The sequence below is a fragment of the Granulicella sp. L60 genome (genome assembly GCF_009765825.1).
GTDB lineage: Bacteria > Acidobacteriota > Terriglobia > Terriglobales > Acidobacteriaceae > Edaphobacter.
The window spans coordinates 162,469-188,205 of record NZ_LMUR01000004.1; the positions used below are offsets into that span (position 1 = coordinate 162,469).

At 57.0% G+C, this 25,737-nt stretch carries 19 protein-coding genes; 10 read left to right on the forward strand and 9 right to left on the reverse strand.

Annotation, left to right across the window (positions count from 1 at the left end; translation table 11 throughout):
• Positions 1 to 481 precede the first annotated feature (481 nt).
• Positions 482 to 1,738 (forward strand): beta-ketoacyl synthase, encoded by a 1,257-nt coding sequence (locus GSQ82_RS03025; RefSeq protein ID WP_158790544.1) that lies wholly within the window; start codon positions 482 to 484, stop codon positions 1,736 to 1,738.
• 25 nt (positions 1,739 to 1,763) lie between these two features.
• On the opposite strand, the gene GSQ82_RS03030 is transcribed toward GSQ82_RS03025, so the two are convergent.
• Positions 1,764 to 3,311, reverse strand: a complete 1,548-nt coding sequence (locus GSQ82_RS03030) for an MFS transporter (protein WP_158790545.1) — start codon at positions 3,309 to 3,311, stop codon at positions 1,764 to 1,766.
• A gap of 74 nt (positions 3,312 to 3,385) precedes the next feature.
• Here GSQ82_RS03030 and GSQ82_RS03035 point away from each other — a divergent pair, with 74 nt between their 5' ends.
• A complete protein-coding gene (locus tag GSQ82_RS03035) occupies positions 3,386 to 4,204 on the forward strand; it encodes a glycosyltransferase family 2 protein (protein WP_158790546.1) in 819 nt (272 codons plus the stop codon).
• A gap of 386 nt (positions 4,205 to 4,590) precedes the next feature.
• The gene (locus tag GSQ82_RS03040) at positions 4,591 to 8,001 is read left to right on the forward strand and encodes a TonB-dependent receptor (RefSeq protein ID WP_158790547.1); all 3,411 of its coding nucleotides are present in this window, start codon (positions 4,591 to 4,593) and stop codon (positions 7,999 to 8,001) included.
• 77 nt (positions 8,002 to 8,078) lie between these two features.
• On the opposite strand, the gene GSQ82_RS03045 is transcribed toward GSQ82_RS03040, so the two are convergent.
• Together GSQ82_RS03045 and GSQ82_RS03050 are read right to left on the reverse strand one after the other, a co-directional pair.
• On the reverse strand, positions 8,079 to 10,499 hold the full coding sequence (locus tag GSQ82_RS03045; RefSeq protein ID WP_158790548.1) for a phosphoketolase: 2,421 nt from the start codon (positions 10,497 to 10,499) through the stop codon (positions 8,079 to 8,081).
• Positions 10,500 to 10,617: 118 nt separating this feature from the next.
• Entirely contained in the window at positions 10,618 to 11,817 is a 1,200-nt protein-coding gene (locus GSQ82_RS03050) for an acetate/propionate family kinase (RefSeq protein ID WP_158790549.1), read from the reverse strand.
• Between the two features lie 152 nt (positions 11,818 to 11,969).
• On the opposite strand from GSQ82_RS03050, the gene glmS reads away from it, so the two are divergent.
• Positions 11,970 to 13,955 (forward strand): glutamine--fructose-6-phosphate transaminase (isomerizing), encoded by a 1,986-nt coding sequence (glmS, locus tag GSQ82_RS03055; protein WP_158790550.1) that lies wholly within the window; start codon positions 11,970 to 11,972, stop codon positions 13,953 to 13,955.
• A 148-nt stretch (positions 13,956 to 14,103) separates the two neighbouring features.
• On the opposite strand, the gene GSQ82_RS03060 is transcribed toward glmS, so the two are convergent.
• The gene (locus GSQ82_RS03060; RefSeq protein ID WP_158790551.1) at positions 14,104 to 14,616 is read right to left on the reverse strand and encodes a PEP-CTERM sorting domain-containing protein; all 513 of its coding nucleotides are present in this window, start codon (positions 14,614 to 14,616) and stop codon (positions 14,104 to 14,106) included.
• Positions 14,617 to 14,945: 329 nt separating this feature from the next.
• Here GSQ82_RS03060 and GSQ82_RS03065 point away from each other — a divergent pair, with 329 nt between their 5' ends.
• Positions 14,946 to 15,482 (forward strand): hypothetical protein, encoded by a 537-nt coding sequence (locus GSQ82_RS03065; RefSeq protein ID WP_158790552.1) that lies wholly within the window; start codon positions 14,946 to 14,948, stop codon positions 15,480 to 15,482.
• A 230-nt stretch (positions 15,483 to 15,712) separates the two neighbouring features.
• Here GSQ82_RS03065 and GSQ82_RS03070 read toward each other — a convergent pair whose 3' ends face one another.
• Positions 15,713 to 16,228, reverse strand: a complete 516-nt coding sequence (locus GSQ82_RS03070; protein ID WP_158790553.1) for a response regulator — start codon at positions 16,226 to 16,228, stop codon at positions 15,713 to 15,715.
• 184 nt (positions 16,229 to 16,412) lie between these two features.
• On the opposite strand from GSQ82_RS03070, the gene GSQ82_RS03075 reads away from it, so the two are divergent.
• Entirely contained in the window at positions 16,413 to 16,706 is a 294-nt protein-coding gene (locus tag GSQ82_RS03075; protein ID WP_158790554.1) for a hypothetical protein, read from the forward strand.
• Positions 16,707 to 16,893: 187 nt separating this feature from the next.
• Here the strand turns inward: GSQ82_RS03075 and GSQ82_RS03080 are convergent, their stop codons facing one another.
• Positions 16,894 to 18,795 carry a VWA domain-containing protein gene (locus GSQ82_RS03080; protein ID WP_158790555.1) on the reverse strand — a complete coding sequence of 634 codons (1,902 nt, stop codon included), beginning with the start codon at positions 18,793 to 18,795 and terminating at the stop codon, positions 16,894 to 16,896.
• 112 nt (positions 18,796 to 18,907) lie between these two features.
• On the reverse strand, positions 18,908 to 19,747 hold the full coding sequence (locus GSQ82_RS03085) for a hypothetical protein (protein WP_158790556.1): 840 nt from the start codon (positions 19,745 to 19,747) through the stop codon (positions 18,908 to 18,910).
• Positions 19,748 to 20,374: 627 nt separating this feature from the next.
• Between GSQ82_RS03085 and GSQ82_RS03090 the strand changes: the two genes are divergently transcribed.
• Positions 20,375 to 20,740 (forward strand): hypothetical protein, encoded by a 366-nt coding sequence (locus tag GSQ82_RS03090; protein WP_158790557.1) that lies wholly within the window; start codon positions 20,375 to 20,377, stop codon positions 20,738 to 20,740.
• 139 nt (positions 20,741 to 20,879) lie between these two features.
• Positions 20,880 to 21,428: a cupin domain-containing protein gene (locus GSQ82_RS03095; protein WP_158790558.1), complete on the forward strand. Its 549-nt coding sequence runs from the start codon at positions 20,880 to 20,882 to the stop codon at positions 21,426 to 21,428.
• A gap of 171 nt (positions 21,429 to 21,599) precedes the next feature.
• On the opposite strand, the gene GSQ82_RS03100 is transcribed toward GSQ82_RS03095, so the two are convergent.
• Positions 21,600 to 21,770, reverse strand: coding sequence for a hypothetical protein (locus GSQ82_RS03100; protein WP_158790559.1), 171 nt, complete (start codon positions 21,768 to 21,770; stop codon positions 21,600 to 21,602).
• 75 nt (positions 21,771 to 21,845) lie between these two features.
• On the opposite strand from GSQ82_RS03100, the gene GSQ82_RS03105 reads away from it, so the two are divergent.
• Positions 21,846 to 22,019, forward strand: coding sequence for a hypothetical protein (locus tag GSQ82_RS03105; protein WP_158790560.1), 174 nt, complete (start codon positions 21,846 to 21,848; stop codon positions 22,017 to 22,019).
• A 26-nt stretch (positions 22,020 to 22,045) separates the two neighbouring features.
• Here GSQ82_RS03105 and GSQ82_RS03110 read toward each other — a convergent pair whose 3' ends face one another.
• Positions 22,046 to 23,944, reverse strand: a complete 1,899-nt coding sequence (locus GSQ82_RS03110) for an alpha-L-arabinofuranosidase A (RefSeq protein WP_254061384.1) — start codon at positions 23,942 to 23,944, stop codon at positions 22,046 to 22,048.
• Between the two features lie 509 nt (positions 23,945 to 24,453).
• Between GSQ82_RS03110 and GSQ82_RS03115 the strand changes: the two genes are divergently transcribed.
• Positions 24,454 to 25,569, forward strand: coding sequence for an arabinan endo-1,5-alpha-L-arabinosidase (locus GSQ82_RS03115; protein ID WP_254061385.1), 1,116 nt, complete (start codon positions 24,454 to 24,456; stop codon positions 25,567 to 25,569).
• Positions 25,570 to 25,737: the final 168 nt, after the last annotated feature.

Below are 25,737 nucleotides of genomic sequence, written 5' to 3' on the forward strand. Positions count from 1 at the left end.
GTGGTCGAAAAGTAGTGCGTAACCTCTACGCTTTGGCATCCAGACACCAAAGGCTGCTTTGGCATCTAGGCAGTATCGACATCTAGCCTGAGCATAAGTGATGGATTGATATAGAAAGTGTCATCCTGAGCGGAGCCTCTCGCAGTTTCATCGCGAGAGGCGCAGTCGAAGGACCTGCCATACGCTCGACGTCCCAATACGCTCTCCTTATCTCGCACCACATCCGGGACAGTTCCGCATCGTGCTATAGGTCGATACCATCCAGGTCCACAAGGCTTTGGCATCTAGGTAACCCAAGGCTTTAGCCTTGGGCCTCTCAGCCAACCAGAGAGGTGGTGCTTTAGCCCCTGGGTATGCTCTCCTGTCCCGGCCAGGATGCACCCAAAGCGTAACAATCGATTCGCCCATGCAGAGCCCTCAACCACCGCCAAGAATCTACAATCACTAAAGCAACCAGCAAAGCACCATCGAGGGAGAAGCAGTGAATCGTGTCGTCGTCACCGGCCTTGGGTGCATCACCCCCATCGGCAACACCGTAGCGGACTTCCGCAACTCCCTCTTCAGCGGAACCACCGGCATCGCGCCCTTCCCGCCCTACCCCGAAGCCCCCCTCCGCGAAGCCCACGACAAGACCCAGGGCCTCCGCTTCACCCAGTCCGCCGCCGTCAAAGACTTCGATCCCCGCCAGCACCTCGACTCCGGCATCGTCGTCGCCACCGACCGCACCACCCACTTCGCCATCGTCGCCGCCCGTCAGGCCGCCGCCGAATCCCAGCTCACCAACCACTACGCACCAGACAAGATCGCCATCATCGTCGGCTGCGCCTGCGGTGGCCGCCAGGCCGAAGAGACCGAGACCGCCAAGCTCTACACACGCGACGCCCGCGTCCATCCCCTCACCGTCGTCCGCACCATGGCCTCCGCCGGAGCCAGCAATATCTCCATCGACCAGAAGATCACCGGCCCCGCTCTCAACATCTCCACCGCCTGCTCCTCCGCCACCCACGCCATCGGCCTCGCCTTCCAGATGGTGCGCAGCGGCATGGTTCACGCCGCCATCGCCGGAGGCCACGAAGCCCCGCTCACCTTCGGCTTCCTCCGCGCCTGGGACTCCATGCGCGTCGTCTCCCCCACCCAGTGCCGCCCCTTCTCCGCCAACCGCGACGGCATGACCCTCGGCGAAGGCGCAGCCATGCTAACCCTCGAAACTCTCGAATCCGCCCAGGCCCGCAACGCCAAGATCTACGCCGAGATCGTAGGCTTCGGCGCCTCCGCCGACGCCAGCCACATCACCCAGCCCCACGCCGAAGGCGCAGCCTCTGCCATGCGTCAGGCCCTCGCCGACGCCACCGTCACCACCGAAGGCGCCTGCGGCGCGTTGGAAGACGTCGGCTACATCAGCGCCCACGGCACCGGCACCCAGGCCAACGACACCACCGAAGCCGCCGCCATCCACCAGTTCTTCGGCGACCTCGCACCCCACATCCCCATCAGCTCCACCAAATCCCTCCACGGCCACTCCATCGGAGCCAGCGGAGCCCTCGAAGCCCTCGCCACCGTCCTCGCCATCCACGAAGGCCTGCTCCCCGCCAACACCGGCGTCACCGAGATCGATCCCGCCATCCAACTCGACGTCATCCTCGGCTCCCCCCGTAAAGCCACGCCAAAACTCGCCCTCTCAAACTCCCTAGCCTTCGGAGGTCTTAACGCCGTCCTCGCCCTGCGCCCAACCAAGTAGCCTCACCCAGCCGCCACGCAAAGTTTCAGCCGACCCGCTGCGGCTCCGGCCGCGCCTCAATCAACATCGCCGCACTCAAAGCACTCGCCGCCGAAAGTCCCACCGCGATCCACAGCACCACACCATAAGCCCCCACGAACGACTCCCCAATCAACCGCTGCACCCGCACATCATCACTCCTCGCCGCCGCCAGCTTCCCTCGCTGCTCCTCCACCGCCTGCCGCTGCGCCGCGGGCAGCGCCAATCCATCCAGCCCACGCTCCAGCCGCGCATTGAACGCCACCGAGAACACCAGCCCCATCACCGCAACCGCTAACAAACCCGCCACGCGAGACACCGCATTGTTGATCCCCGACGCCACTCCCGCCCGGCTCTGGTCGATCGACCCCATCACCGTCGTCGTCAACGGAGCCACACTCACCGCCAACCCCAACCCCAGCACCACCACCGCCGGAAACACCGTCCCCCAATAACTCCCACCCACACCGCCCCGCAGAAACAATCCAAATCCCACGCCCGCAATCAACGGCCCCACGATCAGCGGCAGCCTCGCTCCATACCTCACCACCAGCCCACCCGACCAACGCGACAACAGAAAGATCAGCAAAATCAAAGGCAGCAGCGCCCCACCCGCCTGCGTAGCCGAGTAGTACTGCACCTGGATCAAATCGAGAGGAAGAAAGAACAAAACTCCGCTCAACGCTCCATACAAAAACAGCGTCATCAAATTCGCCCCACCGAACGTCCGCGACCGAAACAGATCCAGCGGCAACATCGGCGCCTCCGACCGCGACTCCACCACAAAGAACCCTGCCAGCGCCAGCACACCAACCCCACCAGCGATCAACGCCCGCTCTCCTCCACGCCCCGCCTCAATCAAGGCAAACGTCATCCCGCACAACCCAACCGTAGCCATCACCGCGCCCCAACCATCCAGACGCTGAACCATCTCCTTATCGCGACTCTCCGACACCTTCGCCAAAGAGATCAACACCACCAACACCGCCAGCGGCAGATTGACAAAGAAGGCCCACCTCCACGAAAGATGCTCGATCAGCCATCCGCCCAGCACTGGCCCAACCGCCGTAGTGATCGCAGTAAACCCCGACCACGTCCCAATCGCCCGCCCACGATCCTCCGCGCAGAACGACGAACTGATCAACGCCAAACTCCCCGGCACCAGCAAAGCCCCGCCCACTCCCTGCAGACCCCGCGCCACAATCAGCTCACGAACATTAAAAGCAAAGCCGCACCAAGCTGACGCACCTGCAAACAGCACCACCCCAACCAGAAAGATCCGCCGCCGCCCATACAGATCACCCAGCGATCCGCCCACCAGCAGTAACGCCGCCAGAAACAACGCATACGCCTCGACCACCCATTGCACATCGGTCACCGTAGCGTTCAGCGAGGTCTGCAACGCCGGCAGCGCAACATTCACCACAGTCCCATCGATGAAGACCATACTCGACCCAAGAATCGTAGCCGCCAGCACCCACACGCCCGCATGCGTCTTCTCCGGCACCGTAGCCGCACCGCGCATCACTCCTTCTTCATGGGGTAAATTCGCCATAGACTCTCACCCTCACCGCAACGCGATCATACGCGCCGAAATCTCCCGTCATCTCGCGATACCATAACCACCAGATGATCTCCGTCCTTATCCTCACCCGCAACGAGCAGGAAGATCTCCCCGACTGTCTCACCTCCGTCTCATGGTGCGACGACATCCACGTCTTCGACTCCCACTCCACCGACAACACCGTAGAGATCGCGCACGCGGCCGGCGCACAAGTCCACCTCCGTACGTTCGACGACTACGCCACCCACCGCAACGCCGCCCTCGCCACCATTCCATTCAAACACCCCTGGGTCTTCCTCCTCGACGCCGACGAGCGTCCCACACCCGAACTCTCCCGCGAGATGCAACAGATCACCGTCGCTGCTCCCGCCTCCATCTCAGGCTTCCGTCTTCGCCGCCGAGACTTCCTCTTCGACACCTGGCTCAAACACGCCCAGATCTCTCCCTTCTACATCCGACTCGTCCGCCCGGAGCACGCCCGCTATACCCGCGCCATCAACGAGGTCATCGAGGTCGAAGGAACCATCGCCGATCTCAGTTATCCCCTCGATCACTATCCCTTCTCCAAGGGCATCGCCCGCTGGGTGGAGAAGCATAACCTCTACTCCACCATGGAAGCCGAGCTGATCGTCCGCAACCAGGGTCTGCAAGACCCATCACTTCTCAGCGCTCTGCGAGACCCCGACTTCCACACCCGCCGTCTCCACCAGAAGGCACTCTTCTATCGTCTCCCCTGCCGCCCCCTCCTCAAATGGCTCTACATGGTCTTCCTCCGCCGAGCCATCCTCGACGGAGCAGCCGGCCTCACCTACGCCACCCTCCAGTCCTTTTACGAATATCTAATCGTCCTCAAGACCAAAGAGCTCCGCCGCGGCAAAACCTGAGACCATCCTTGCAACGCCGTCGCCACAAGCCATACCCCACGAACATCAGCAGCCGACGCCGATTGCAGGATCGCGATCGGCGTCGGCTGTATTTTTGTTACATGATCAGTTACAAATAAAATTCTCTTCCTATGCCCACACCCACCACTGTTTTTCTTCCATACAGCCAAATAAATTAGTTGCAAATTTACAAAAAGAGATTTAGCTTGGACCAACTCTTCAATTAATTTGCCGTTTTCGCCACACTTCTAGTAGCCGCAAGGCCTTGGAAAACAGTGACGCACCCGCAGCATCTCGCTGCGAATAGGGCTTTTTGTCTTAATTCCACTTTCAAAAAATCGTCTCCCAGACGAACAGAAATCCTTTGTCTTTTTTTCGGAGGTTATATGCAACGTCGATTCAGGAAGTCTCTCATGGCTGTCCTCTACAGCCTCGCCGTCATTCTCCTCACCGTGTTTTCCGTCACATCCAACGCTCAGACCTATCGTGGCGGCATCAACGGAACCGTCACCGACGTCACCGGAGCAGCCATCGCGAACGCGGCCGTCTCTGCGGTCGAAACCTCGACCAACCTGTCCTACAAAGCTTTGTCCACCAGCGCCGGAGAGTTCAACTTCACCAATCTTCCTCCAGGCAGCTACACCGTAACCGTCGCCTTTAGCGGATTCTCAACCGCCAAGTATGACAACGTCATAGTAGCCGCTGGCAGTAGCTACGTGCTCTCCACGAAGCTCGCCCTCTCCTCCACCGATCAGATCGTAGAGGTCACAGCCGCAGCCCTCACACTTGATACCGCCAGCGACGTTCAAGCCACTGTCCTGCCTGAGACTGTCGTGCAAAATCTGCCCAACAGCGGCCGCGACTTCACCCAGATGGTCGCACAAACGACAGGCTTCGCAGGCCTCTCCTCAGGCGGTGGCGGCGGTGACTCCAGCGTCAACGGAACTCGGTCCAACTCCATCAACTGGCAGATCGAAGGCACAGACAACAACGACTTCTGGTGGAACATTCCTGCAGTCAACCAAGGCGGCGTCTCGGCCATCGCCGGCGTCGTCTTCCCCATCGATGCCATCGAGAGCTTCAACTTCGTGACGACTGGCTCAGCAGCCCTCGGACGTAATCCCGGCGGTACCGCTAACCTCGTTATCAAAACCGGCACAAACCAGCTCCACGGCTCTGCCTACTACTACAACCACAACGAGTTCTTCGAGCGCCAGAATCCCTTCCGCGACTCCAAGCCCGCATCCAGACTTCAGGACTATGGCTTCTCCGTCGGAGCGCCGCTCAAACACGATAAGTTCTTCTTCTTCCTCGCAGGTGAGCATCAGAACTTCCTCATCGGCGCTCTCAGCCAAGCAACAGAGCCCACCGCCGCATATCAATCTGATGCATACAGTGTGCTCGACTTCTATGGCGTGCCTCATAGCACCGTGGCCTCCAATCTGCTCAATGGAAATGGCACCCTTGCCGGTCTATGGCCAGCCGAAGCGCTCACCGGCGGCGATGCACCCAATAACTATCAGGCATCCGGCAACCTGACCGGCCACAGCTTCAACGGTCTCATCAAACTCGACTACAAGCTCTCCGACAAAGACCACATCTCAGCCAGATGGTTCGTCGCACAAGGCACGCAAACTGCGCCAACCTCGTCCGCCCTTACGCCCTACTTCGAGAACGCTCCCATCCACGTTCAGAACTACTCCATCATCTACAACCGCATCCTCACCTCATCCATGGCCAATCAGCTCGCTGCAGGGGTCGGCTACTTCAACCAGGTCTTCGGCGACGCCGACAACAGCTTCGATCCCATCGGACTTGGCCTAAACACCGGCGTTACCGATCCTGCTCTACCCGGTGCCCCGCACCTAGTCATCGGGCCCACCGGAAGCGGCGCCGGACTGACCGCTGGTAACACCGGATTCGATCCCACCGGCGTCACCGCTCCCTCTGGAAGAAACGACATCACTGGACACCTCGACGACGATCTCACCTGGACCAAGGGAGCGCACCAGATGCACTTCGGCGGTGAGTTCCGCATGGCTCAGGTCGACGACTTCTATCAGACCGGAGAGCGAGGCACCCTCTACTTCGACGGTTCCCAAGGTCCTTGGAATACGCAAAACTTCTCTGCCGGAGCTGCACAAACTCCATGCGCCGCACTGGCAACGAAAAATCAAGGCGTAGCGGCTCCCGCCAGTGCTACCTCCAACGATCTCTTCCTGGCAGACTTCCTCGCGGGATGCATCAACCCGACCGCTTCGAGCATTGTCCTCGGAGATGCAAAGCGGCAGGTATTCCAGACCTCCTTCTCTCTCTATGCACAGGACGCCTGGCAGATTACCAGAAACCTGAACTTCAACTACGGCGTGCGCTACGACTATGCAGGCCCAGTACACTCCGACTATCCGAACCTCTCCATCTTCGACCCCACCAGCCCAACCGGACTTGCAGTCGCCGGTCAAGGCGTCTCAAACATCTATCCGAACTTCTGGGGCGCCGTAAGCCCCCGCATCGGATTCGCCTATCAGCTGGATAACACCGGAAACACCGTCCTTCGTGGCGGCTATGGCTACTACTACGACACCGTCTACGTAAAGGGCATCCTGCAAAACAACGGAGTACAAAACATCTCCGTCTTCGGCCCAGGTCTCAATCCCGCAGGCAGCAATCTCGTTGTCAACGCCCAGGGCCTCAACCAGACGATCCAACCCGGCGTAGACATCTATCCGACCCTCGCCGCGGCCAGCCAGAATCCCTCACCCGGCAGCCAAAGCATCTCCACCTACGATCCGCACTATAGGCCATCCGACACGCAGATCTGGGACCTGAACATTCAGCACAGCATTTCCAACTCCGTCATCCTTCAGATCGGGTATGTAGGGTCAAAAGGCACACACCTTACTGGCATGTTCGACATCAACGCCGCTGCTCTCGGCAGTGCGTACATCCCTTGCCCAGCAGGCGAATCCAGTCCTTCAGGCGGCTGCTCGATCAATCAGCAGCAGCTTACCCGTCCTTACAACGCGCAGTTCCCCAACTTCGGCGTTATCGACGAGACCCGCAGCAACCTGGGATCCATCTATCACTCGCTGCAAACCACCCTGCGGATCCAGAGCTGGCACGGCCTCACCTCGCAACTGAACTACACTTGGTCACACGCGCTCGACTACGAGACCGGACTTCTTCCCTATCTCCCGCAAGATCCAACGAACGAAAAAGCAGAGTACGGAAACTCTGACTACGACGTTCGCAACACCTTCACCGGATACTTCAACTACGACATCCCTGCCTTCCGCGGACCGCAGCGTCTCACCCACGGCTGGCAAGTCACCTCTGGCTTCTCCTTGCACGGTGGAACCCCCTACACCGTTACCGCCAGCTCGAACGTCAGCGGCAACGGAGATAACGCGGACCGCGCCGTGCAGGTCATCGCTAATCCCAACAATGTCTCCCACGCCATCGTCGACGGCTCAGTGCAGTGGTTCAACCCCAACGCATTCGTCGATCCCGCACCCGGAACCTACTCTCTAACCCGTCGTGGACAAAACTATAACCCTGGCTACGAAGCCTTCGACCTCTCGGCAACAAAGACAACTGCCATCACCGAGAGAGTGAAGATTCAGTTCAAGGCGAACATGTATAACCTCTTCAACCACACCAACCTCGCTTCTGTCGGCTTCCCTTCGACAGGTGAAGGGGGCACCATCGGCGAGACCATCGGGCCGTATCTCGGCAACCCAACCATCGGTCCCGGCGAGCCCTTCAACACAGAGTTCGCACTGAAGATCCTCTTCTAACCAGCCACCCACAACAGAAAAAAGCCCCATCCTCCGCAACCGCAGAGATGGGGCTTTTTCACGTCAGCAATCGCCGTTTACGCGGGCCACTTCCACTCGCGTATCTCCTTGCAATCGATGCCGTTCGCATGCGCATAGTTGATGCTCTCGATAATCTGATCCTTCAACCACTCCTTTGTATGCGCCGCCGTCATCTGCAATCGCGGCACACGGTCGATCACATCGATCGCCAGATCAAACCGATCGATCTGATTCAAAATCGCAAGCTCCAGCGGAGTATTGATGTTTCCCTTCTCTTTATATCCACGCACATGAAAGTTATCGTGGTTCTTTCTCTTGTACGTGAACTTGTGGATCAGCGAAGCATAAGCATGGAAGTTGAAGATCACAGGCTTGTTCACCGTGAACAGGCTATCGAACTCCCGCTCCGACAATCCATGCGGATGCTCCGTCTCCGGCATCAGCCGGAACAGATCCACCACATTCACAAACCGTATCTTCAGGTCCGCACACTTCTCCCGCAGAATCGCCACCGCAGCCAGCGCCTCCGAAGTCGGAATATCTCCCGCGCATCCAATCACAACATCAGGCTCATCGCCCGCGTCGTTACTGGCCCAATCCCATATCCCGATTCCCTTCGTGCAATGCTTCACCGCCGCATCCATATCCAGATACTGCAGATGCGGAGCCTTATCCGCGACGATCACATTCACATAGTTCGTACTGCGCAGGCAGTGGTCTCCCACGCTCAACAGACAATTCGCATCCGGCGGCAGATAGATCCTCGTAATCTCCGGACTCTTATTCGTCACCACATCCAGAAAACCGGGATCCTGATGCGTGAACCCGTTATGGTCCTGTCGCCACACCAGCGAAGTAATCAGTAGATTGATCGAAGAGATTGGCGCTCTCCATCTCAACTCCAGCTTGCTCTTCTCCAGCCACTTCGCATGCTGATTGAACATCGAATCGATGATGTGTACGAATGACTCATACGTCGAAAAGAATCCATGCCGGCCCGTCAGCACATAGCCTTCGAACCAGCCCTCCAGCGTATGCTCGCTCAGGATCTCCATCACGCGTCCCTCGCGTGAAAGATCGCCGCCATCCGCATCCTCCGGCAGCAGCTTCGCCATCCACGTCTTGCCGTGGCTGCCCTCGTAGATCACCTGCAGCTTGTTCGAAGCCGTCTCATCCGGCCCAAACACGCGGAAGCTCGTCATGTTCATCCGCATCGCGTCACGCAGAAAGTGCGCCAGCACATCCGTAGGCGACACCTCAATCTGTCCCGGCTTCTCCACCTTCACCGCATAGTCGCGGAAGTCCGGCAGCTCCATCGGCTTTCTTAGCAGCCCGCCATTCGCATGTGGATTCGCCGTAATCCTCCGCTTGCCCACCGGAGCCATCTCCCTCAACTCCGCAATCAGCTTGCCCGACTCATCGAACAGCTCCTCCGGCTTATAGCTCCGCATCCACTTCTCAACCATCTTCAAATGTGCCGGATTCGTCACCGGATCCAGAATCGGCATCTGGTGCGCCCTCCACGAACCCTCCAACTTGTGCCCGTCGATCTCCTTCGGGCAGGTCCATCCCTTCGGCGAACGCAGAATAATCATCGGCCATCGCGGCCTCTCCGGCTCCGAACCCTTAGGCGCACTCCGAGCCTTCTCTTGGATCGCGCGAATTTCAAGAATGCACTTTTCCATCACCTCCGCCATCAGCAGATGCATCAACGCCGGATCGTCTCCTTCTACAACGTGCGGCTCCCACCCATATCCCTTGAACATCCACTCCAACTCCTCCGGGCTAATGCGCGCAAGCACCGTAGGATTTGCGATCTTGTAACCGTTAAGGTGCAGCACCGGAAGCACAGCTCCATCCGTTACCGGGTTCAGAAATTTATTGGAGTGCCACGAAGTAGCCAGCGGCCCCGTCTCCGCCTCGCCATCGCCCACCACCACCGTCACGATCAGGTCAGGATTATCGAACGCCGCCCCAAATCCATGCGACAGGCTGTATCCCAGCTCGCCCCCCTCATGGATCGATCCCGGCGTCTCTGGCGTGCAATGGCTTCCAATCCCGCCAGGAAACGAAAACTGCTTGAAGAACTTCTGCATCCCCACGACGTCTTCGCTCTTGTCCGGATACACCTCCGAATAGACGCCCTCGAGATAGCTGTTCGACAACGTAGCCGGCGCGCCATGTCCCGGCCCCGATATATAAATCAAGTCCAGATCATACTTCTTGATCAGCCGATTCAGATGCACCCACGTAAACGTCTGTCCCGGGTCCGATCCCCAGTGCCCAAGCAGCCGATTCTTGATATGCTCTGCCTTCAACGGCTCCCGCAGCAGCGGATTCTCCAGCAGATAAAGCATCCCCACGCAAAGATAATTGCAGGCCCGCCAGTACGCATCGATCTTGCGCAGCTCTTCAGCCTCAAGCGGCTTGAACTCATGACCCTTGCTCTTATGCGATTCCTTCGACACGCTGCTCATAGACGACGCTCCTTGATTTCGCGATGATCGTTTTCACGATAATGATTCCGGGCGACTCTGAAATCGCCCCGAAGAAGATGAAGCGAAGATTCACTAAACATATGTAACTAAAATTGAACTAATCTTCCGTTTGGGCCATGCGATGCACGTGCACCGCGATCATCCAGTCCTCTTTAGCCGGAACGACGTATATCGCCGCTTCTGAGTCAGATGCACTCACACGCCGAATCGCGTCGCCCTTCCTTTCATTCAACTCAGAATTCATCGAAATCCCCAATCCTTCCAACCCGCCCATAATCTCCGCCCGAGAGCGCGCATCATGCTCGCCAATCCCTCCCGCAAACACCACCGCGTCCACCCCACCCATCAACGCGGCAAACCCGCCCACCGCCTTCTTCACGCTGCGTGTAAACACCTCCACCGCCAGCTTCGCCTTTGCATCTCCCTTCGCAGCCGCCTCCCGCACCGCCTTCATATCGTTCGCCATCCCCGAAAGCGCCACCATCCCCGCATCATGGTTCAACATCGTCTCCAGCGCCTTCACCTTGTCCCCCTCCGTCTGCCGCAGCAGATAAAGCACCAGCCCCGGATCAAGGTCTCCCGGCCGCGTCCCCATCACCACCCCGCCCGTCGGCGTCAGCCCCATCGTCGTGTCCACAGAGCGGCCATCCACCACCGCCGTCACGCTGCATCCACTCCCCAGGTGCGCAATCACCATGCGCTTCGGAAACGCAATCGCCTTCTCCCCCCTTAGCTGCCGCACAATCGACTCGCAGCTCAACCCATGAAACCCATACCGCCGCACGCCCCGCTCGCGATACTCCACCGGAATCGGATACGTCGTCGCAGCCTCCGGCATCGTCTCGTGAAACACCGTATCGAAGCACGCATAGTGCGCCACATCCGGAAACCGCCCCATTGTCTCCCGAATCACCTCGATCACCGCCGGATCGTGCAGCGGCGCAAACACCACCGCCTCCTTCAGATCCCTTATTACCTCATCCGTAATCCGCACATGTCGATCCAGCTTCGCCCCCGGATGCACCACCCGATACCCCACCGCATCCACCTTCGGCAGCCCCGCCCCGCTCACCGCATCCACCACCAGCCCAATCGCCTCCACCGGCGTCTCGGCCTTCACCGTATCCTTCCCCCCGCTCAGATCCTTCCCAGCCGCATCGCGAAACTTGAAACCCGCCGCCTTCCCGCCAATCCCGGTCACCTCACCGTCAAACAACGCGCGCGGCTCACCCTCCCCATCCTCGAACAGGGAAAACTTAATCGACGAAGACCCACTATTCAGAACAAGTATGTGCACAGCACCACCTGACCAAGCCCTTACTCCTACGTTACACCGCTCACCTTTCCGCTCCGTAAATTTCCCGTCACATCGCCTCCACCACCCACCCTCCCCCGAAAGTCACACAACACTCCCCGCGCAAATCCCCCTCGGCCATCTAAACTGATTCCATGTGTGGAATCGTTGGCTACATTGGCCCCCAGTCCGTCGTCCCCGTCATCATTGAAGGTCTCCGCCGTCTCGAATACCGCGGTTACGACTCCGCCGGCATCGCCGTAGCCGGAGGCCCCACCGGCCTCGAACTCCGCCGCGCCCCCGGCAAGCTCCGCAACCTCGAAGCCGTCATCGCCAACTCCCCCATCGATGGCTCCTTCGGCATCGGCCACACCCGCTGGGCCACCCACGGCCGCCCCACCGAAGAGAACGCCCACCCCCACCGCGACGGCTCCGGCACCCTCGTCGTCGTCCACAACGGCATCGTCGAAAACTACCTCACCCTCAAGAACGCCCTCATCGCCAAAGGCCACCGCTTCGTCTCCGAGACCGACACCGAGATTATCGCCCACCTCATCGAAGACGAGCTCAACCTCGCCGCCGGCAAAAATCCGGGTGCCCCATCTTCGGCGACGGCCTCATCGTCGCCTAAGGTGGGATCCACGGAAGCCAACACCGCCGAAGCCGTCCTCACCCTCCCCCTCAACGGCAACAAGCCCGCCCTCCCCCTCGAAGAAGCCGTCCGCCGCGCCGTCAAGCGCATCACCGGAGCCTTCGCCATCGGCGTCCTCTCCGCGCACGAGCCCAACAAGCTCGTCGCCGCCCGCATGGGCCCGCCCGCCGTCATCGGCATCGGCGAAGGCGAATTCTTCCTTGCCTCCGACGTCCCCGGCATCCTCCACCACACCCGCAACATCCACTTCCTCGCCGACGGCGAACTAGCCGTCCTCACCCGCGAAGGCGTCACCCTCACAGATTTTCAAGGCGCAGCCTTGCCCTTAAAAGTCCAGCGCATCACCTGGGACCCCATCCAGGCCGAAAAAGCCGGCTACAAGCACTTCATGCTCAAGGAGATCAACGAGCAGCCCCGCGCCATCCGCGACACCACCCTCGGCCGCATCTCCCTCGACACTGGCCGCGTCCACCTCGCCGAGATGCAGATCTCCGAAGCCGACTTCCGCTCCGCCAGCCAGATCACCATCGCCGCCTGCGGAACCTCCTGGCACGCTGGCCTCGCCGGCAAGTTCATGATCGAGCGCCTCGCCCGCCTCCCCGTCGACGTCGACTACGCCAGCGAGTACCGCTACCGCGACCCCATCGCCGACCCCCACGCCATCGGCCTCCTCATCACCCAGTCCGGCGAAACCGCCGACACCCTCGCCGCCCAGGCCGAGCTCGCCGCCAAAGGCAGCAAAACCCTCGCCATCTGCAACGTCGTCGGCGCAGCCATCACACGCAAAGCCCAGGGCACCATCACCACCAACGCCGGCCCCGAGATCGGCGTCGCCTCCACCAAGGCCTTCACCGCCCAGCTCACCGCCCTCTTCGTCCTCGCCCTCCACCTCGCCCAGGTACGCGGCACCATCTCCGACGCAGAATCCCTCCACCTCGTCACCGAACTCAGCAAACTCCCCGCAAAGCTCGAAGACGTCCTCCGCACCGTCGACGACCAGTGCTACCAGCTCGCAAAGATCTTCCACACCTCCAACGACTTCCTCTTCCTCGGCCGCGGCATCCACTACCCCATCGCCCTCGAAGGAGCACTGAAGTTAAAAGAGATCAGCTACATCCACGCCGAAGGCTACCCCGCCGGCGAGATGAAGCACGGCCCCAACGCCCTCATCGACGAGACCCTCCCCGTCGTCTGCATCGCCACCAAGGACCCCACCGACCCCAGCAGCGTCCTCAAGTACGAAAAAACCCTGAGCAACATTCAAGAAGTCACCGCCCGCAGCGGCCGAGTCATCGCCATTGCCATCGAAGGCGACGAAGAGATCAAACACCTCGTCGAACACGTCATCCACATCCCCCAGGCCCCAGAACTCCTCCTACCCGTCCTAGAAGTTGTCCCCCTCCAACTCCTCGCCTACCACATCGCCGTCCGCCGCGGCTGCGACGTAGACCAACCCAGAAACTTAGCTAAGAGCGTGACTGTGGAATAAGAGAAGTTAGTTCGTGATTGTCTTTGATCCCGCACATGTATTCGGGCCACTGGCTATCTATTTGAGCCACCAGATATCTGTTCGTGCCACTATTGTTGCAAAGAAAACCGCCCCCGAAGAGACGGCTTCCTGCTTGACTTACCCCTGACTAGACGCGAGGAAGAAACCTGCGCCGTGCCGCACCCGCCAGACCAAGGATCCCTGTGCCAAGTAAAACCAGCGTCGAGGGTTCCGGGGTCACTCCCGAAGGTGCAGCAGTGAACTGTCCACTCACGAGAGAGGTGAAGGCCCCGTTGTCGGTATTATCTGCGAACGAGGAGGTGCTAATGCGGCCGCCCTGGTACCCAACCAGCGGTCCAACCGGCAAGTTGAGAATCAGAAAGTTATCAAATGAGTCGCGGTTGAAAATACCGTAATTAGTGCTATTGAATTCTTGTCCGTAAATGTCATTGAGAAAGGTTGCGGAAAAGGGGCCTGAAACAACAAAATCTGAGTTCGTCACCGTGCCCACGGTCGTATCGATGGTGGCGGTGCCAGACAAAATAGATCCATTGTCGAATGTTCCTGTAACGTTGAAAAGCTGAAAAGTGTCAGCCCGAGCCGCCAGGGTGCAGGCGAGGAGAGCGAAGGCAGTGGAAAGCAGACGGGTGCAAAGACGCATCGAGGGCCTCAAGTTGGATTTCTGAGTTACCGCCCTAGCCTATCTTTTACCTCTATGCAATTGGTAGGTGCTTGTTAGGAAATAGTTTACCTGGCGGGTGGCCCATACATCTAACATCCTCATATCTCAGAGCGCCCCCCTCATGCAGTTTTCACCGCATGAGGGGGCATTTGTGTGGAAGCACGAACCGCCTTCCCTTCCGAGCCGATAAAATCCAACATCAGCCATCCACTTCCGAACAAAAAAACTCGGGTGCTACCTCGTAGGTTGTATTAGCTCTAGCTCTCATATTGCATAGATTCATAAGAGCTTTTTGAGGATTTGCTACCATGATGAGAATTAGCCGAATCCGTATTACCGTAGCTTGTGCTTTCTTAGCGTTGTCTAGCTATTCGACGCAAGGTCAACAGACAACAACGACAAATTGCAATGTGGCGGGAAACAACGTCAACTGCACAAGCAACACAACAGACTACAGCGCTCAACAGAGACAAGCTTATGAGAATGGGCAGCAGATTGGTAACGCCTTGGGTTCTGGACTCGCAATCGCGATGCAGGCTCACTCACAAAATAAGTGGGTGAAACACTTTTGCGATGGCCACCCTGGCGGCAGCTGGCACTGGACTAGACGGTCGGATGGCGCTATCACCGCATCTGGAAGTTGTCCTACTGATAATGATAAGAGCTTGATCGCCGCAAATGAGTTTATGGCTCACCATAGGGAATACATCAAGCAACCAGACAATTCGAAAGTACTAGTCGCGTATTTGGAAGAACACAAGCTAGATCCGCGCGTCGAGAAGTCCTACGAGAAGGCATTTAAGGATTTGAGAAAAAGCGGCCAAATTGAGCTTTATGCAAAGTGAGTATCCACAGCGAACCGGTGGCAGTGTCTTCCAAACTAGAGCCGCCCTCGGCACTTACGATAAGACAATCAACTCTGGTCGCGGCCGCAGGTGAGTACTACATGCTTGCACGACTCTCCTACTAGGGAAAATAGCGGCACAGGCGCCTCGGGGCGTTCCAAACGGCGGGTGGCCCATACATAAAACCAACTGACACTCTGATCCGGTTGAATGGTCCACAGAAGTTATTTTTACTGATACAAAAGTCCGCCTCCAGAAGGACGACTCATGGCGGCCGCGGATAATATCTCACGCGTCGCCAAGCATTCGGAGACACGCTTCAGCATGTCCGTTGGGTGAACCGGTTTAGTCATTGCCGCGAAGTCATAGCCGGCGCCACGCGCCTTCTCCAACAGATCGACCGTTGTGGCCTGCCCGGAAAACAACAAAATCTTGCATTCAGGAATGGTCTGAGCCACCGTAATCGCCAGCTCGATGCCAGTCATTCCCGGCATCATCACGTCGGAAATAATGAGGTCAGGCATGCGAGTCCTTGCGAGTTCTAATGCAGCGACTCCGTTGTAGGCTGTCATCGTCGAAAAGCCGCTTTTGGAGAGAATGATCGACAAAGTATCCGCGATGATTCGTTCATCGTCCACAACAAGCACCGAAGGACGCCGTTCTTCGGAGTATTCCGAGAACATGGATGCATCTTCGGCGGGCACTTCGACCAGGGGAACAATTTCAAACTTCAACTTGGGAGCCATACGGAATTACCTCTGATCTTCAACATAGGCCCAGCGCCTCAATACGGGTTAACTCTTTTATATCTATCGTTTAGAGAGGAATTTAATTCCAGCCGAACATAGTATCTTGACAGCCGCGCGAGGCATCAGATTATTATCAATTCTGCGCTACGTTAGCGTTACGTTTAGATCAAAGGAGGCGTTGGTGGAAAACGACAGCGAGCTCACAGCAACTCCGATGAAGTTCGAATCGGTGCTCCAGGTCAATGTTCCGAAGGGAAGAGACGGCAAGCACAAAGAGATCGTCACTCAGCTTTTGGCTGACATAGCGCAGCTTGGTCCGGGAACAGCTTTGAAGGTCCGTCTCTCCGAGCTCCCCGATACAAAAGAGAACATTCGGTCCGCACTGAGCAGAGCTGCGCGGCAGGCGCGTATCAACCTGGCCACATCCAGCAATGAAGAGTTTCTTTACGTCTGGAAGACAGACAAAGACGTCTAACGGTTGACGAACAGGCGGTCGCCCCACTCTCAACCAACCCCAAAACCTCGGCTGCCCCACTCAATACAGTCTCACCGCATGAGTGGGGCAGCCGAGGTCTACCAGGACATAGCGAACTCCTCGACCGCTTCGACCAAAGCGCCCTCATGCACTACTGCCCCGCCTCATAACCCCGCGCCCCTGCCAACTACTTCGGCAACATACCCGCATCCCCCACACGCGCCGACGCCGTCAGCGGCGCCAGATCTTTCACCGTCGACACCGGCACCTCCACCGCGCCCACACGATTGCTTCCCAGATCGTGCATCCCCACCCGCACGTAATACTCCCCCTTCATCGGCACACTCACCTCCTGATGAAACGGCAGCCCCGTAGCGATCACATGCGCATACAACGCCGGCGTAAAGTTCGCCCGCATCACATCCTCAACCCGATTCACCAGCCGCCCATCCTGATCGTAGACATACGTCACAAACTGCAGATACCCGCGGTAGTTCCCATCAGCCCCCTTCATCAGCTGCACCTCATGCGGATTAGCCGCCAAATCAACCGAATAGTCTCGATAAGGCCCCTTCGTCCGCGAAACCGACGAAAGCGTATTCCCCTTCGCCAGCTTTCCTTCCGGCTTGTCACTCACCGGCAGAACCCGAATCTTCAAAGCGATCTGGCTCGAATCAGGAGCACCCCGCATCATCGCCAACCGCATCGGATCGCTCGGCCCCACCGGAACCGTCTGCGCCGCCGCAGTATTCCCACGTCCACCCCTCGCCGGAGCATCCGGATCATCCGCGTAATACCCACGCCGATATGCCAGCGTTAGCCCCTGCCGTTCAAGATTCACCTGCAGCTTCCGATAGTCCCCATTCCAATGCGGATTCGAAGGCGAATACGCCAGCGTGTAATAGTTCGACCCCAGATCGACAACCTGCTTCACCGCCCCAGCCAGATTATTCTCCGCAAGAAAAGCCTTCCCGCCCGTCTCCAGAGCCATCCGCCGCATCGTCGCATTATCACTCGCCAACGACTGATGAAACTTCAACTGGTCCTGCGCAAACCGCGTCGGCTCCGCGTCATACACCGCCCCACTCTGCGACACATCCCCCACCGTCGACACCACCCCTCCCCGCGCATCAATCGGATACATCGCCACCTGCCCGCGCGTCAGCAGATTCGTCGTATCGCGAAATTCAGACTCCAGGCTCTCGAACTCTCCTCCCTCATTCGTCTTCGCGCTGTCCGCAAGAATGTCGATCGGAAACGCCCCGGAGAACCACATCAGATTCTTTCGCCCCGGCATCCCCGCAAGATACCTGGCTATCTGATTGATCGCGTCCAGCGTGTACTTCGCCCGCAGCACCAACTGATTCGAATCAGTCTGAGTCTCCCCGCCCCGCAATGTCATCATCGTGTGCGAAGAGTCGCTCGCGGCGCTCGGGCCCATTGCAGTACTAGCCGCGAACTCCGCATAGTCATCCGAAAACTTCTCCGTCGGACCACCCGTAACCGAATTAGCCAGCAACACCGAAAACGAGCTGTTCTTCTTATTGATCGCCGCCCGAAGCAACTCAGGATCAGCCGTAAAACTCTGCAGCAGTGTCAGGTGTGTCGTCAACCCGAATATCGCGATCGGCGCACCCGGCGTCGCCTCCTTTAGAAACTTCCGTATCTGATCCTTCAGATAGATCTGGTCCGTCACCGGAGTATTCAGCGTATCCAGCAGCAGAACATTCACCGCGCTGCCTGCCGGAACCGGCGTGTAGTTCGAGAAGTATCCCGGCGGCATCGGCGGCAAAGCCTTCGCCTCCACGCTCCCCGCAGCCGCACCCCGATGCTCCTCGAAGTTCCGAATCCTCTGCCTATCGTTATTCTCAAGCAGCGTAAAGTCGCTCACCCCAAGCCCATGCACCGGCTGATTACTGCGGTCCGTCACCACGACGTCCACCACCACCAGCTTCGTCCCCTCATGCAGCGTAAGCCCGGACGACCCTGGAGCTACTGTTTGCGAATAGGCCCGATGGCACAATCCAAAGAGGAGCAAGAGCGAAAGGAACATGCGCGGCATAAGATTCCCCGTTTGCGTCGTACCCATTCTAGACACACCACCACTCCCTAGGTCGCGCCTCCCCCCAACTAAATCAAAAAAGCGCCTCGCGCCTCGTATACAGCTGTAGTTATACCTTTAGCCATTTGACCGGAGGACTTTAATGACGATCATTAGAGTGAGTCGATGGAACAGAATTGGCCCTCATACCGCCTTCTTCGGGCTCGCACCATCCTGAATCAATGAGAGTCTCAAAGTCTGTTTTCTCTGTGGCAATATTTTTCGGGTCTGGCTTTCCCTTACCGCGCCTAACCACATATCGAAAAGCCATTCCTTGTCCACTTTTAGATGGTCGGAAATCAATACTTTCATTGACTCCTCCATTCTGCGCCATTATTAGAACGTAGTACGAGAATCTTCCGAAGCGATTTGCTGTCGGATATAAAGGCTCATCGCTAATGTTGCGACCAGAGCCTTTAGCAAGAGACCCTATTGGAAAGCGGTTCAACGGTTTTATATCTCCGAGAGAACCTTCGGGTCCCTCGGAAAGATAAAAATTAACTCGCACGTCGGTCAGTAACTGTTGTCCTGCATTGTGAATCTTCAACAGAAAACGACGATCCATTCTTTTATGGCACGGTGGGATAGCGCAAGGTGACACGTCAAAAATGAAGCTTGGATAGACGAAAGCGTATGAGTCGCCTCCTGTCACATCTAACATTGCTCTTCTCGCATCTACGGAGACTCGCTGAGTAGTTTCCATAATCTTGCCTAATTCAGCTATCGAGATTTGAAGCCCTTGCGCGGTCTGATCAAAGTTTTTGCGGGCCTGTTGAGTAACCTTTTCAAACCCCTCTCTCTGAGAATCAAAAAACTCTTTCTGCTTTTTCTCATTTTCAGCTCGGTCAGTACTGATTGCTTTAAACTCCAGTCGGAGAAAGAGGAGTAGCAAAATGATCCAAGCGATCTTGCCTGGAGTCTTTAGCTGCCGAACACTCATTATTCCAGCCACAACAGCAAGAGCCCCGATAGCTTTTCCGGGAGTTGGCACGTGGTGATACCAATAAACGAGTGTCAGGAGACCTATTAGCCAAAGAGCTGCACCTGTTAGCAGAGAATCCCAAGTCATAGACAGACGACAATTCCATACCCCCCGTTGGGCACGACAAAATGCAGATGCCTTGCGACACGTCAGAAAAGCCATACTAGAAGACTTAGTTGCAAGATTGCCTATCCGAGCCAAGAAGGATGTCAATTTTGCCGGAAGCATATGGGCGATCCTGACAGTCTAATTACCTCAAGTCAACCAGTCTTAATAGGATGAGCAATTAAGCGTCATAAACTCAACCCGATAAAGCTTGGCCATCCTGTTGGTAGAAGCTTCCGTCCTCGAGGACAAGCAGGTAATTGACATGTGCCCATACATAAAACCCAATCAACACTTTGAATGCCATATGTATGCAGACCACCGCATGAGCGGGGAGCACGAGCTATCTCAAGTCTGCCCCATGCTAACCTTGCCAGAAAGTAAATCAACGAGGCGACAGTCATGGCGCAGAGTCTCAGCCTATCCTCAGCCGTTAGCGTCTTCCCTTGTCCGAACTGCAAAGAGACTATCAACACCTCAATGCAACAATGTTCTTTCTGTCACACTCCTATAGACCAGGCCTCCGCTGAACAGTCCGCAGCCATAACCAGCACAATCAGTCAGGCCTGTAGCGATGCCAGCTACCTGAAGATCATGTTGGGGATTCTGATTCCTTTTGGGGTGTTAACCTTCTTCCCCTTCCTGGGCCTCGCTGGTATGGTTGGCTTTGTCTTCATAAAGTACGCCGTACCGGTTATGACCATTCGCTGGTGGATCAAGTACGGTCGCATCAAGACAGCAGACCCCGACTTTCGTCGCGCTCGTGGCATTGTCATACCGGTGACCGCAATCGCACTCATCATCCTCGCCTTCCTGCGCGTCAACTTGTTTGGTCTACGACTCTGATGGATGCGTGACCCATACATGAAAACCACACATACTTCGGGTACTCACTCATGCAGTTCCACCGCATGAAAGGGCATTCGCGCGAAAGCACGAACCGCATAGCGAACAACTAATCCCCGAACTCATCAAGGAGTAGCGCATGAAAAGCACCTCCGATCAAGGCACTCACGACACCCTCTCGCCTCCGCCCGACGATCTAACCCGCGCCTTGATCCTCGCCAGCGCCGACGCCCAAAGCAGACCCCACATCGGCCTGGTAGGAGACACCTATACCATCCTCCTCTCAGGAGAAGATACGGCAGGCCGCTTCTGCCTCATCGACATGCACATTCCACCCGGCGGCGGCCCACCTCCACATCGACACGACTTCGAAGAGACCTTCATCCTCCTCGATGGCGAGATAGAGGCCACCTTCCGCGGAACAGAATCCACCGTAAAGGCCGGCGAAACCATCCACATCCCCGCTAACGCACCCCACCAGTTTCATAACGCAAGCGGCCAACCCGTCCGTCTTCTTTGCGTCTGCTCTCCCGCTGGCCAGGAGAACTTCTTCGCCGAGATAGGCGTTCCTGTCGCTACCCGTACCACCCCACCCCCACCACTCGACCCCACAGCACAGGCCGAATTCAGAGCCAAGGCAGAAGCATTAGCGCCTAAATATCGCACCGAATTCTTACAACACGCCTGACAAACCGGTCGACAGGTGAGCCGACATCCGAATCCAGCCTGGGTTGCATTCAACATCACGAAGTTCAACATGTCAAAACCCAGCGACTCACCCTTCGCATTCGTTACGAAGGGTGAGTCGCAAACCTCCGCCGACACGCACTCCCAAAACAGGAATCCCCAAAAATAAACCTCAAATCCGTGTCGTACTTTTCAGCCCCCAAAAGCGACCAGCAGCCGACCACGTTCCACCACCAAACACCACAAACTCACCAGCAAGAAACCACGTTTTGACACCCACTTTTCCCAAAAACCCCTGCAAAAACGCGGAAAAAACAGCCCACAAAAAACCTGCAATACCCATCCAGAATCAAACCCAAATAGGAACAAAAAATGGCCACTGCTGCCGGCAACAGAGCCCAGGTGATACCCTTCGCCTATGCCCGGTCCAACGCTGCAACAAAAACTAGAGCACGTGATCCTCGGCCTCGCCGAAGCCGAGCGAGAATACGCCGCCGGAGTCCCCTACAAAGGCCCGGACTCCTGGCCCGAGAAGATCGCCCACCTCAAACAGCACATCGCCGACCTCCGCGAAATGATTGCGAATGAGTAACTTCCGCATCCCCCACCGGCGTGAAACTACTTCAATGGAATATCGATAACCTGAATCGTATTGCCCGGCACCTCATGCTTCCAACTATCACCGGCAACGCTAACCGTTGTAGTCACCGGTCGAATCCTGTCAGGATCTGTAATGGAATTCGTAGCGTAGCGCGTAGCCGCATGCAGCGAATACATAGTCGCCGCACCAGCCTTAACACCCGTAATATCAACGCTCAACGGCTGCGACTTCGCCGAAGCATTCACAAGTTTGAGGTGCAACACCTTATCCCCGCTTGAGACAGTAGCCGACCAAAATAAAAGCGGATTAGCCCCCGTAACCGCGGTCTTTACCGTGTGATCGCCGATATGTTGCGCAAACAGCACCTGCGCCCAATAGCTCGGCGAACCATAAGACCGCAGAGCATCGTATCCAATTAAATCCGTAGCCCACTGCATGCCACCTGGATTCACATTGGTCAGCAGTGGCGCATAGCTAGCCATCACAATCAGATCGCTGTTCCGTTCCATACTCGTCATCCACGAAGCATCGCCGAGCGCCGCTCCAAAGTCTGGCGTAGGCGAGCCCGTACGAGTGGCCCACTCTCCGATGAATATCTTCGGCCCATTGCGGTCCATTGCATCGTACTTTCGATTCTGCGCAAAAAACTCATCAGGAGTCAGATAGTAATGATCGTCCACCACATCCGGCGAACTCGTCTTCACCGGAGTCGTAGCAATCAGTTTGTACTGTGGATACTTAGCGCGGATGGCCTTGGCAAACTGTTCAAACCGCCCATCGTAGCTCTTCGACTTATCAAACCAGTCCTCGTTGCCGATCTCGATATAGCGCAATGGAAAAGGTGCCTGGTGGCCGTCTTTAGCGCGTTCTGCACCCCACGTCGTCGTCGCGTCTCCGGTGACATACTCAATCTCCTCCAACGCCTCCTGCACATAAGGTTCTAGATCTTTGCCCGGATTCACGTGGTCCCCGCGCAGCGAGTATCCCGCGTAGACAGCCAACACAGGCTCAATCTTCAAGTCCTCACACCACTCCAGAAACTCCAGCAAACCCATTCCATCGGAAGATTGATAGTTCCACGGACTGCGATGAGTAGGGCGATCCACAAGAGGCCCGATGGTCTGCTTCCACTGAAAGCGTTCGTTGATATAGTCGCCTTCAAGATAGTTTCCACCGGGTAGTCGCAGAAAATGTGGGCGCATCTCTGCCATCATCTTCATCAGGTCCGCCCTGTTACCGTTGGTTCTGTCGTTATAGGTTGAAGGAAATAGCGAAGCAAGCTGCAGATAGATTGTACTCGGCTGCTCGAACGTGATCTCAAGATGATTGGCAGAACTCGCTTTGATCTCTCTCCCGGTTCGCATCGTGTAGCTGTAACGCGTCCAATCGCTCTGCGGCAGATCAACCGTAGCTTCAGCCACCGTAGCTCCGGTGTCATCCGCAATCAGACGAGCATGCACCCGATTCGCAGCATCCGTGCTCGCATAAAACGATCCCGTATAGCTGCTCGATGGCCGAACAGCCATCCCCCAATAACCGGGGTTGCCGATGCCGGCCTCATTACCGGGCGCAGCTCCGGTGATGGTGAGCTTCAGACTCTTCGGCAGCGCCTTGCTTGGTCCCGTCGCACCTTCGCCCATAGCAGCCTCTGCCGAGCCATGCGCCACCACAGTCCAGAACTCAAAGTGAGGCCAATGTTGATGAAAGGTACGATTGCGCACCATCTCGGCATAGAGTCCGCCGTCGTAGGAGAAGTTGATCTCTTCCGTCATAAGCCCATACAGCATCGGGCTAACCGGAGACACCGACGTTTCAGCCACCAAAAGCTTCGCCGGTTCCTGGGCGAAAGATAACGCCGTCGCCAGAGCCGCGAATCCGCACACAAAGAATGTAACCTTCATCAATCGATCGAACATGTATCCCTCGAAACGATTCCACCGCAGTAAAAACATAGAGGCAAAACCTTCATATCCGAAAGTATGAATGGGATCTCAAAGAAATCGTTTACTCAACGCTGAACCACGGTAACGAAGCCCCTACTCCTCTGTCAACCGCAATTTACAAAACATCACCCACAAAGATGCGCATTGTGATGCAGAGGACTGAGCCTTTCAGGTACCCGGCGATCAGCTATGATACGGCTGATCCAAGACGAGGCATTGAGAGGTAACAATCTGTCTTATATCCATAACAAAAACAAGCAACTGTTATCTCGAAATGGCTAGGAAAAGCTAGGGACGCTCTTTTTAGCATTGACACTTATCTGCCCCATCACTATAAATTTGCTTTTACTCAAGAAGATCTGCTTTCATGCAAAGACTGGGCACGATTAGATTCCGCAAAGAAAATGTTTTCTCGGTTGCCAACCATGAAACATCTCCATTCCTCTCGACCTCGCCAAAATAGAACAACTCTACAGGTCACATTGGCCTTGATCACCACGGCAGCTCTATTTCCGTTTGGTTCCGCGGCAACAGCCCAAACAGACGCACCGCAGGCGTTCCAACTCTCCGGGGCCTTCGCAGGAACACACGATCCGTCGATCATCCAACAGGGCGGCTCCTTCTATGTCTTCGCCACTGGAGCAGCGCCACGAGCCGGGGAAGAGATGCCGCCACCCGCGCCACCTGCAGCCGATGGCCAGCCCGCGCCGCCTCCGGTCCATCCCCTTGGACAACTCTCCATCCGCTGCTCACTCGATCTCAAAGTCTGGCATCGCTGCGGAGCTGTCTTCCCCGCCGGCGTACCCGACTGGATCAAGACCATGAGCCCCGGCACAAGAGATCTCTGGGCTCCCGATATCTCTTTCTACAATGGCCTCTACCACCTCTATTACGCCTTCTCCCTCTTCGGCAAGAACACCTCCGGCATCGCACTCGCGACCAATCGCACCCTTGACTCTGCGAGCCCTGACTACCAATGGGTCGATCAGGGTCTCGTCCTGCAATCCAAATCCACCGACGACTTCAACGCCATCGACCCCAACCTTATCCTCGATGCGCACGGCAATCCATGGCTCTCCTTCGGAAGCTTCTGGAGCGGCATCAAGATGCGCCGCCTCGACCTTGCAACAGGCAAGACTTCAACCACCAACACCACCCTCTACTCTCTTGCCTCTCGCAGGCAGCCTGCGTCCGCAGAGGCCGCCAAACCCGGTCTTCCACCCGACACGCAGGCCGTCGAAGCGCCCTTCATCCTCTATCACGACGGTTTCTACTATCTCTTCGTCTCATGGGACCTCTGTTGTCGCGGCGTAAAAAGCACCTACCGCACGATGGTAGGTCGCTCGCGCGCTGTGACCGGCCCCTATCTCGACCGCAGTGGCACCCCCATGGCACAAGGTGGAGGAACCGCTCTGCTCAGCGGCAACACACGCTGGGTCGGCCCGGGCGGAGCATCCCTCCTTCACCTCTCCACAGGAGAAGACATCATCGTCTTTCACGCCTACGATGCGCAAACCGGCCATCCCGCCCTCCAGATCTCTACGATTTCTTGGCACGACGGCTGGCCCTCTGCAGTATTGCAGGACAATACGCCATAGACATTCGAAACCATCAACGAAATCAACCCAACATGTGCCATCAGGTCGCAACACACGTAGGCATCACAAAACCAGCATGTAGAGTCTCACCATGTTCTTAGAGCATGTTTCATAAATAGATTCGGCCTCAAGCTGTGGACTTCTGCATGAGGTGGGTGGCTTGTTGAA

Excerpts from the sequence above, each read along its gene's own strand:
- GSQ82_RS03095 (WP_158790558.1), top strand. The coding sequence starts at position 20,880 with ATGAAAAGCACCTCCGATCAAGGCACTCACGACACCCTCTCGCCTCCG.
- GSQ82_RS03105 (WP_158790560.1), top strand. The coding sequence starts at position 21,846 with ATGCCCGGTCCAACGCTGCAACAAAAACTAGAGCACGTGATCCTCGGC.
- GSQ82_RS03100 (WP_158790559.1), bottom strand. The coding sequence starts at position 21,770 with ATGGGTATTGCAGGTTTTTTGTGGGCTGTTTTTTCCGCGTTTTTGCAG.
- GSQ82_RS03085 (WP_158790556.1), bottom strand. The coding sequence starts at position 19,747 with ATGAGTGTTCGGCAGCTAAAGACTCCAGGCAAGATCGCTTGGATCATT.
- GSQ82_RS03035 (WP_158790546.1), top strand. The coding sequence starts at position 3,386 with ATGATCTCCGTCCTTATCCTCACCCGCAACGAGCAGGAAGATCTCCCC.
- GSQ82_RS03045 (WP_158790548.1), bottom strand. The coding sequence starts at position 10,499 with ATGAGCAGCGTGTCGAAGGAATCGCATAAGAGCAAGGGTCATGAGTTC.
- GSQ82_RS03065 (WP_158790552.1), top strand. The coding sequence starts at position 14,946 with ATGATGAGAATTAGCCGAATCCGTATTACCGTAGCTTGTGCTTTCTTA.
- GSQ82_RS03110 (WP_254061384.1), bottom strand. The coding sequence starts at position 23,944 with ATGTTCGATCGATTGATGAAGGTTACATTCTTTGTGTGCGGATTCGCG.
- GSQ82_RS03030 (WP_158790545.1), bottom strand. The coding sequence starts at position 3,311 with ATGGCGAATTTACCCCATGAAGAAGGAGTGATGCGCGGTGCGGCTACG.
- GSQ82_RS03070 (WP_158790553.1), bottom strand. The coding sequence starts at position 16,228 with ATGGCTCCCAAGTTGAAGTTTGAAATTGTTCCCCTGGTCGAAGTGCCC.
- glmS (WP_158790550.1), top strand. The coding sequence starts at position 11,970 with ATGTGTGGAATCGTTGGCTACATTGGCCCCCAGTCCGTCGTCCCCGTC.
- GSQ82_RS03090 (WP_158790557.1), top strand. The coding sequence starts at position 20,375 with ATGCAACAATGTTCTTTCTGTCACACTCCTATAGACCAGGCCTCCGCT.
- GSQ82_RS03080 (WP_158790555.1), bottom strand. The coding sequence starts at position 18,795 with ATGGGTACGACGCAAACGGGGAATCTTATGCCGCGCATGTTCCTTTCG.
- GSQ82_RS03060 (WP_158790551.1), bottom strand. The coding sequence starts at position 14,616 with ATGCGTCTTTGCACCCGTCTGCTTTCCACTGCCTTCGCTCTCCTCGCC.
- GSQ82_RS03040 (WP_158790547.1), top strand. The coding sequence starts at position 4,591 with ATGCAACGTCGATTCAGGAAGTCTCTCATGGCTGTCCTCTACAGCCTC.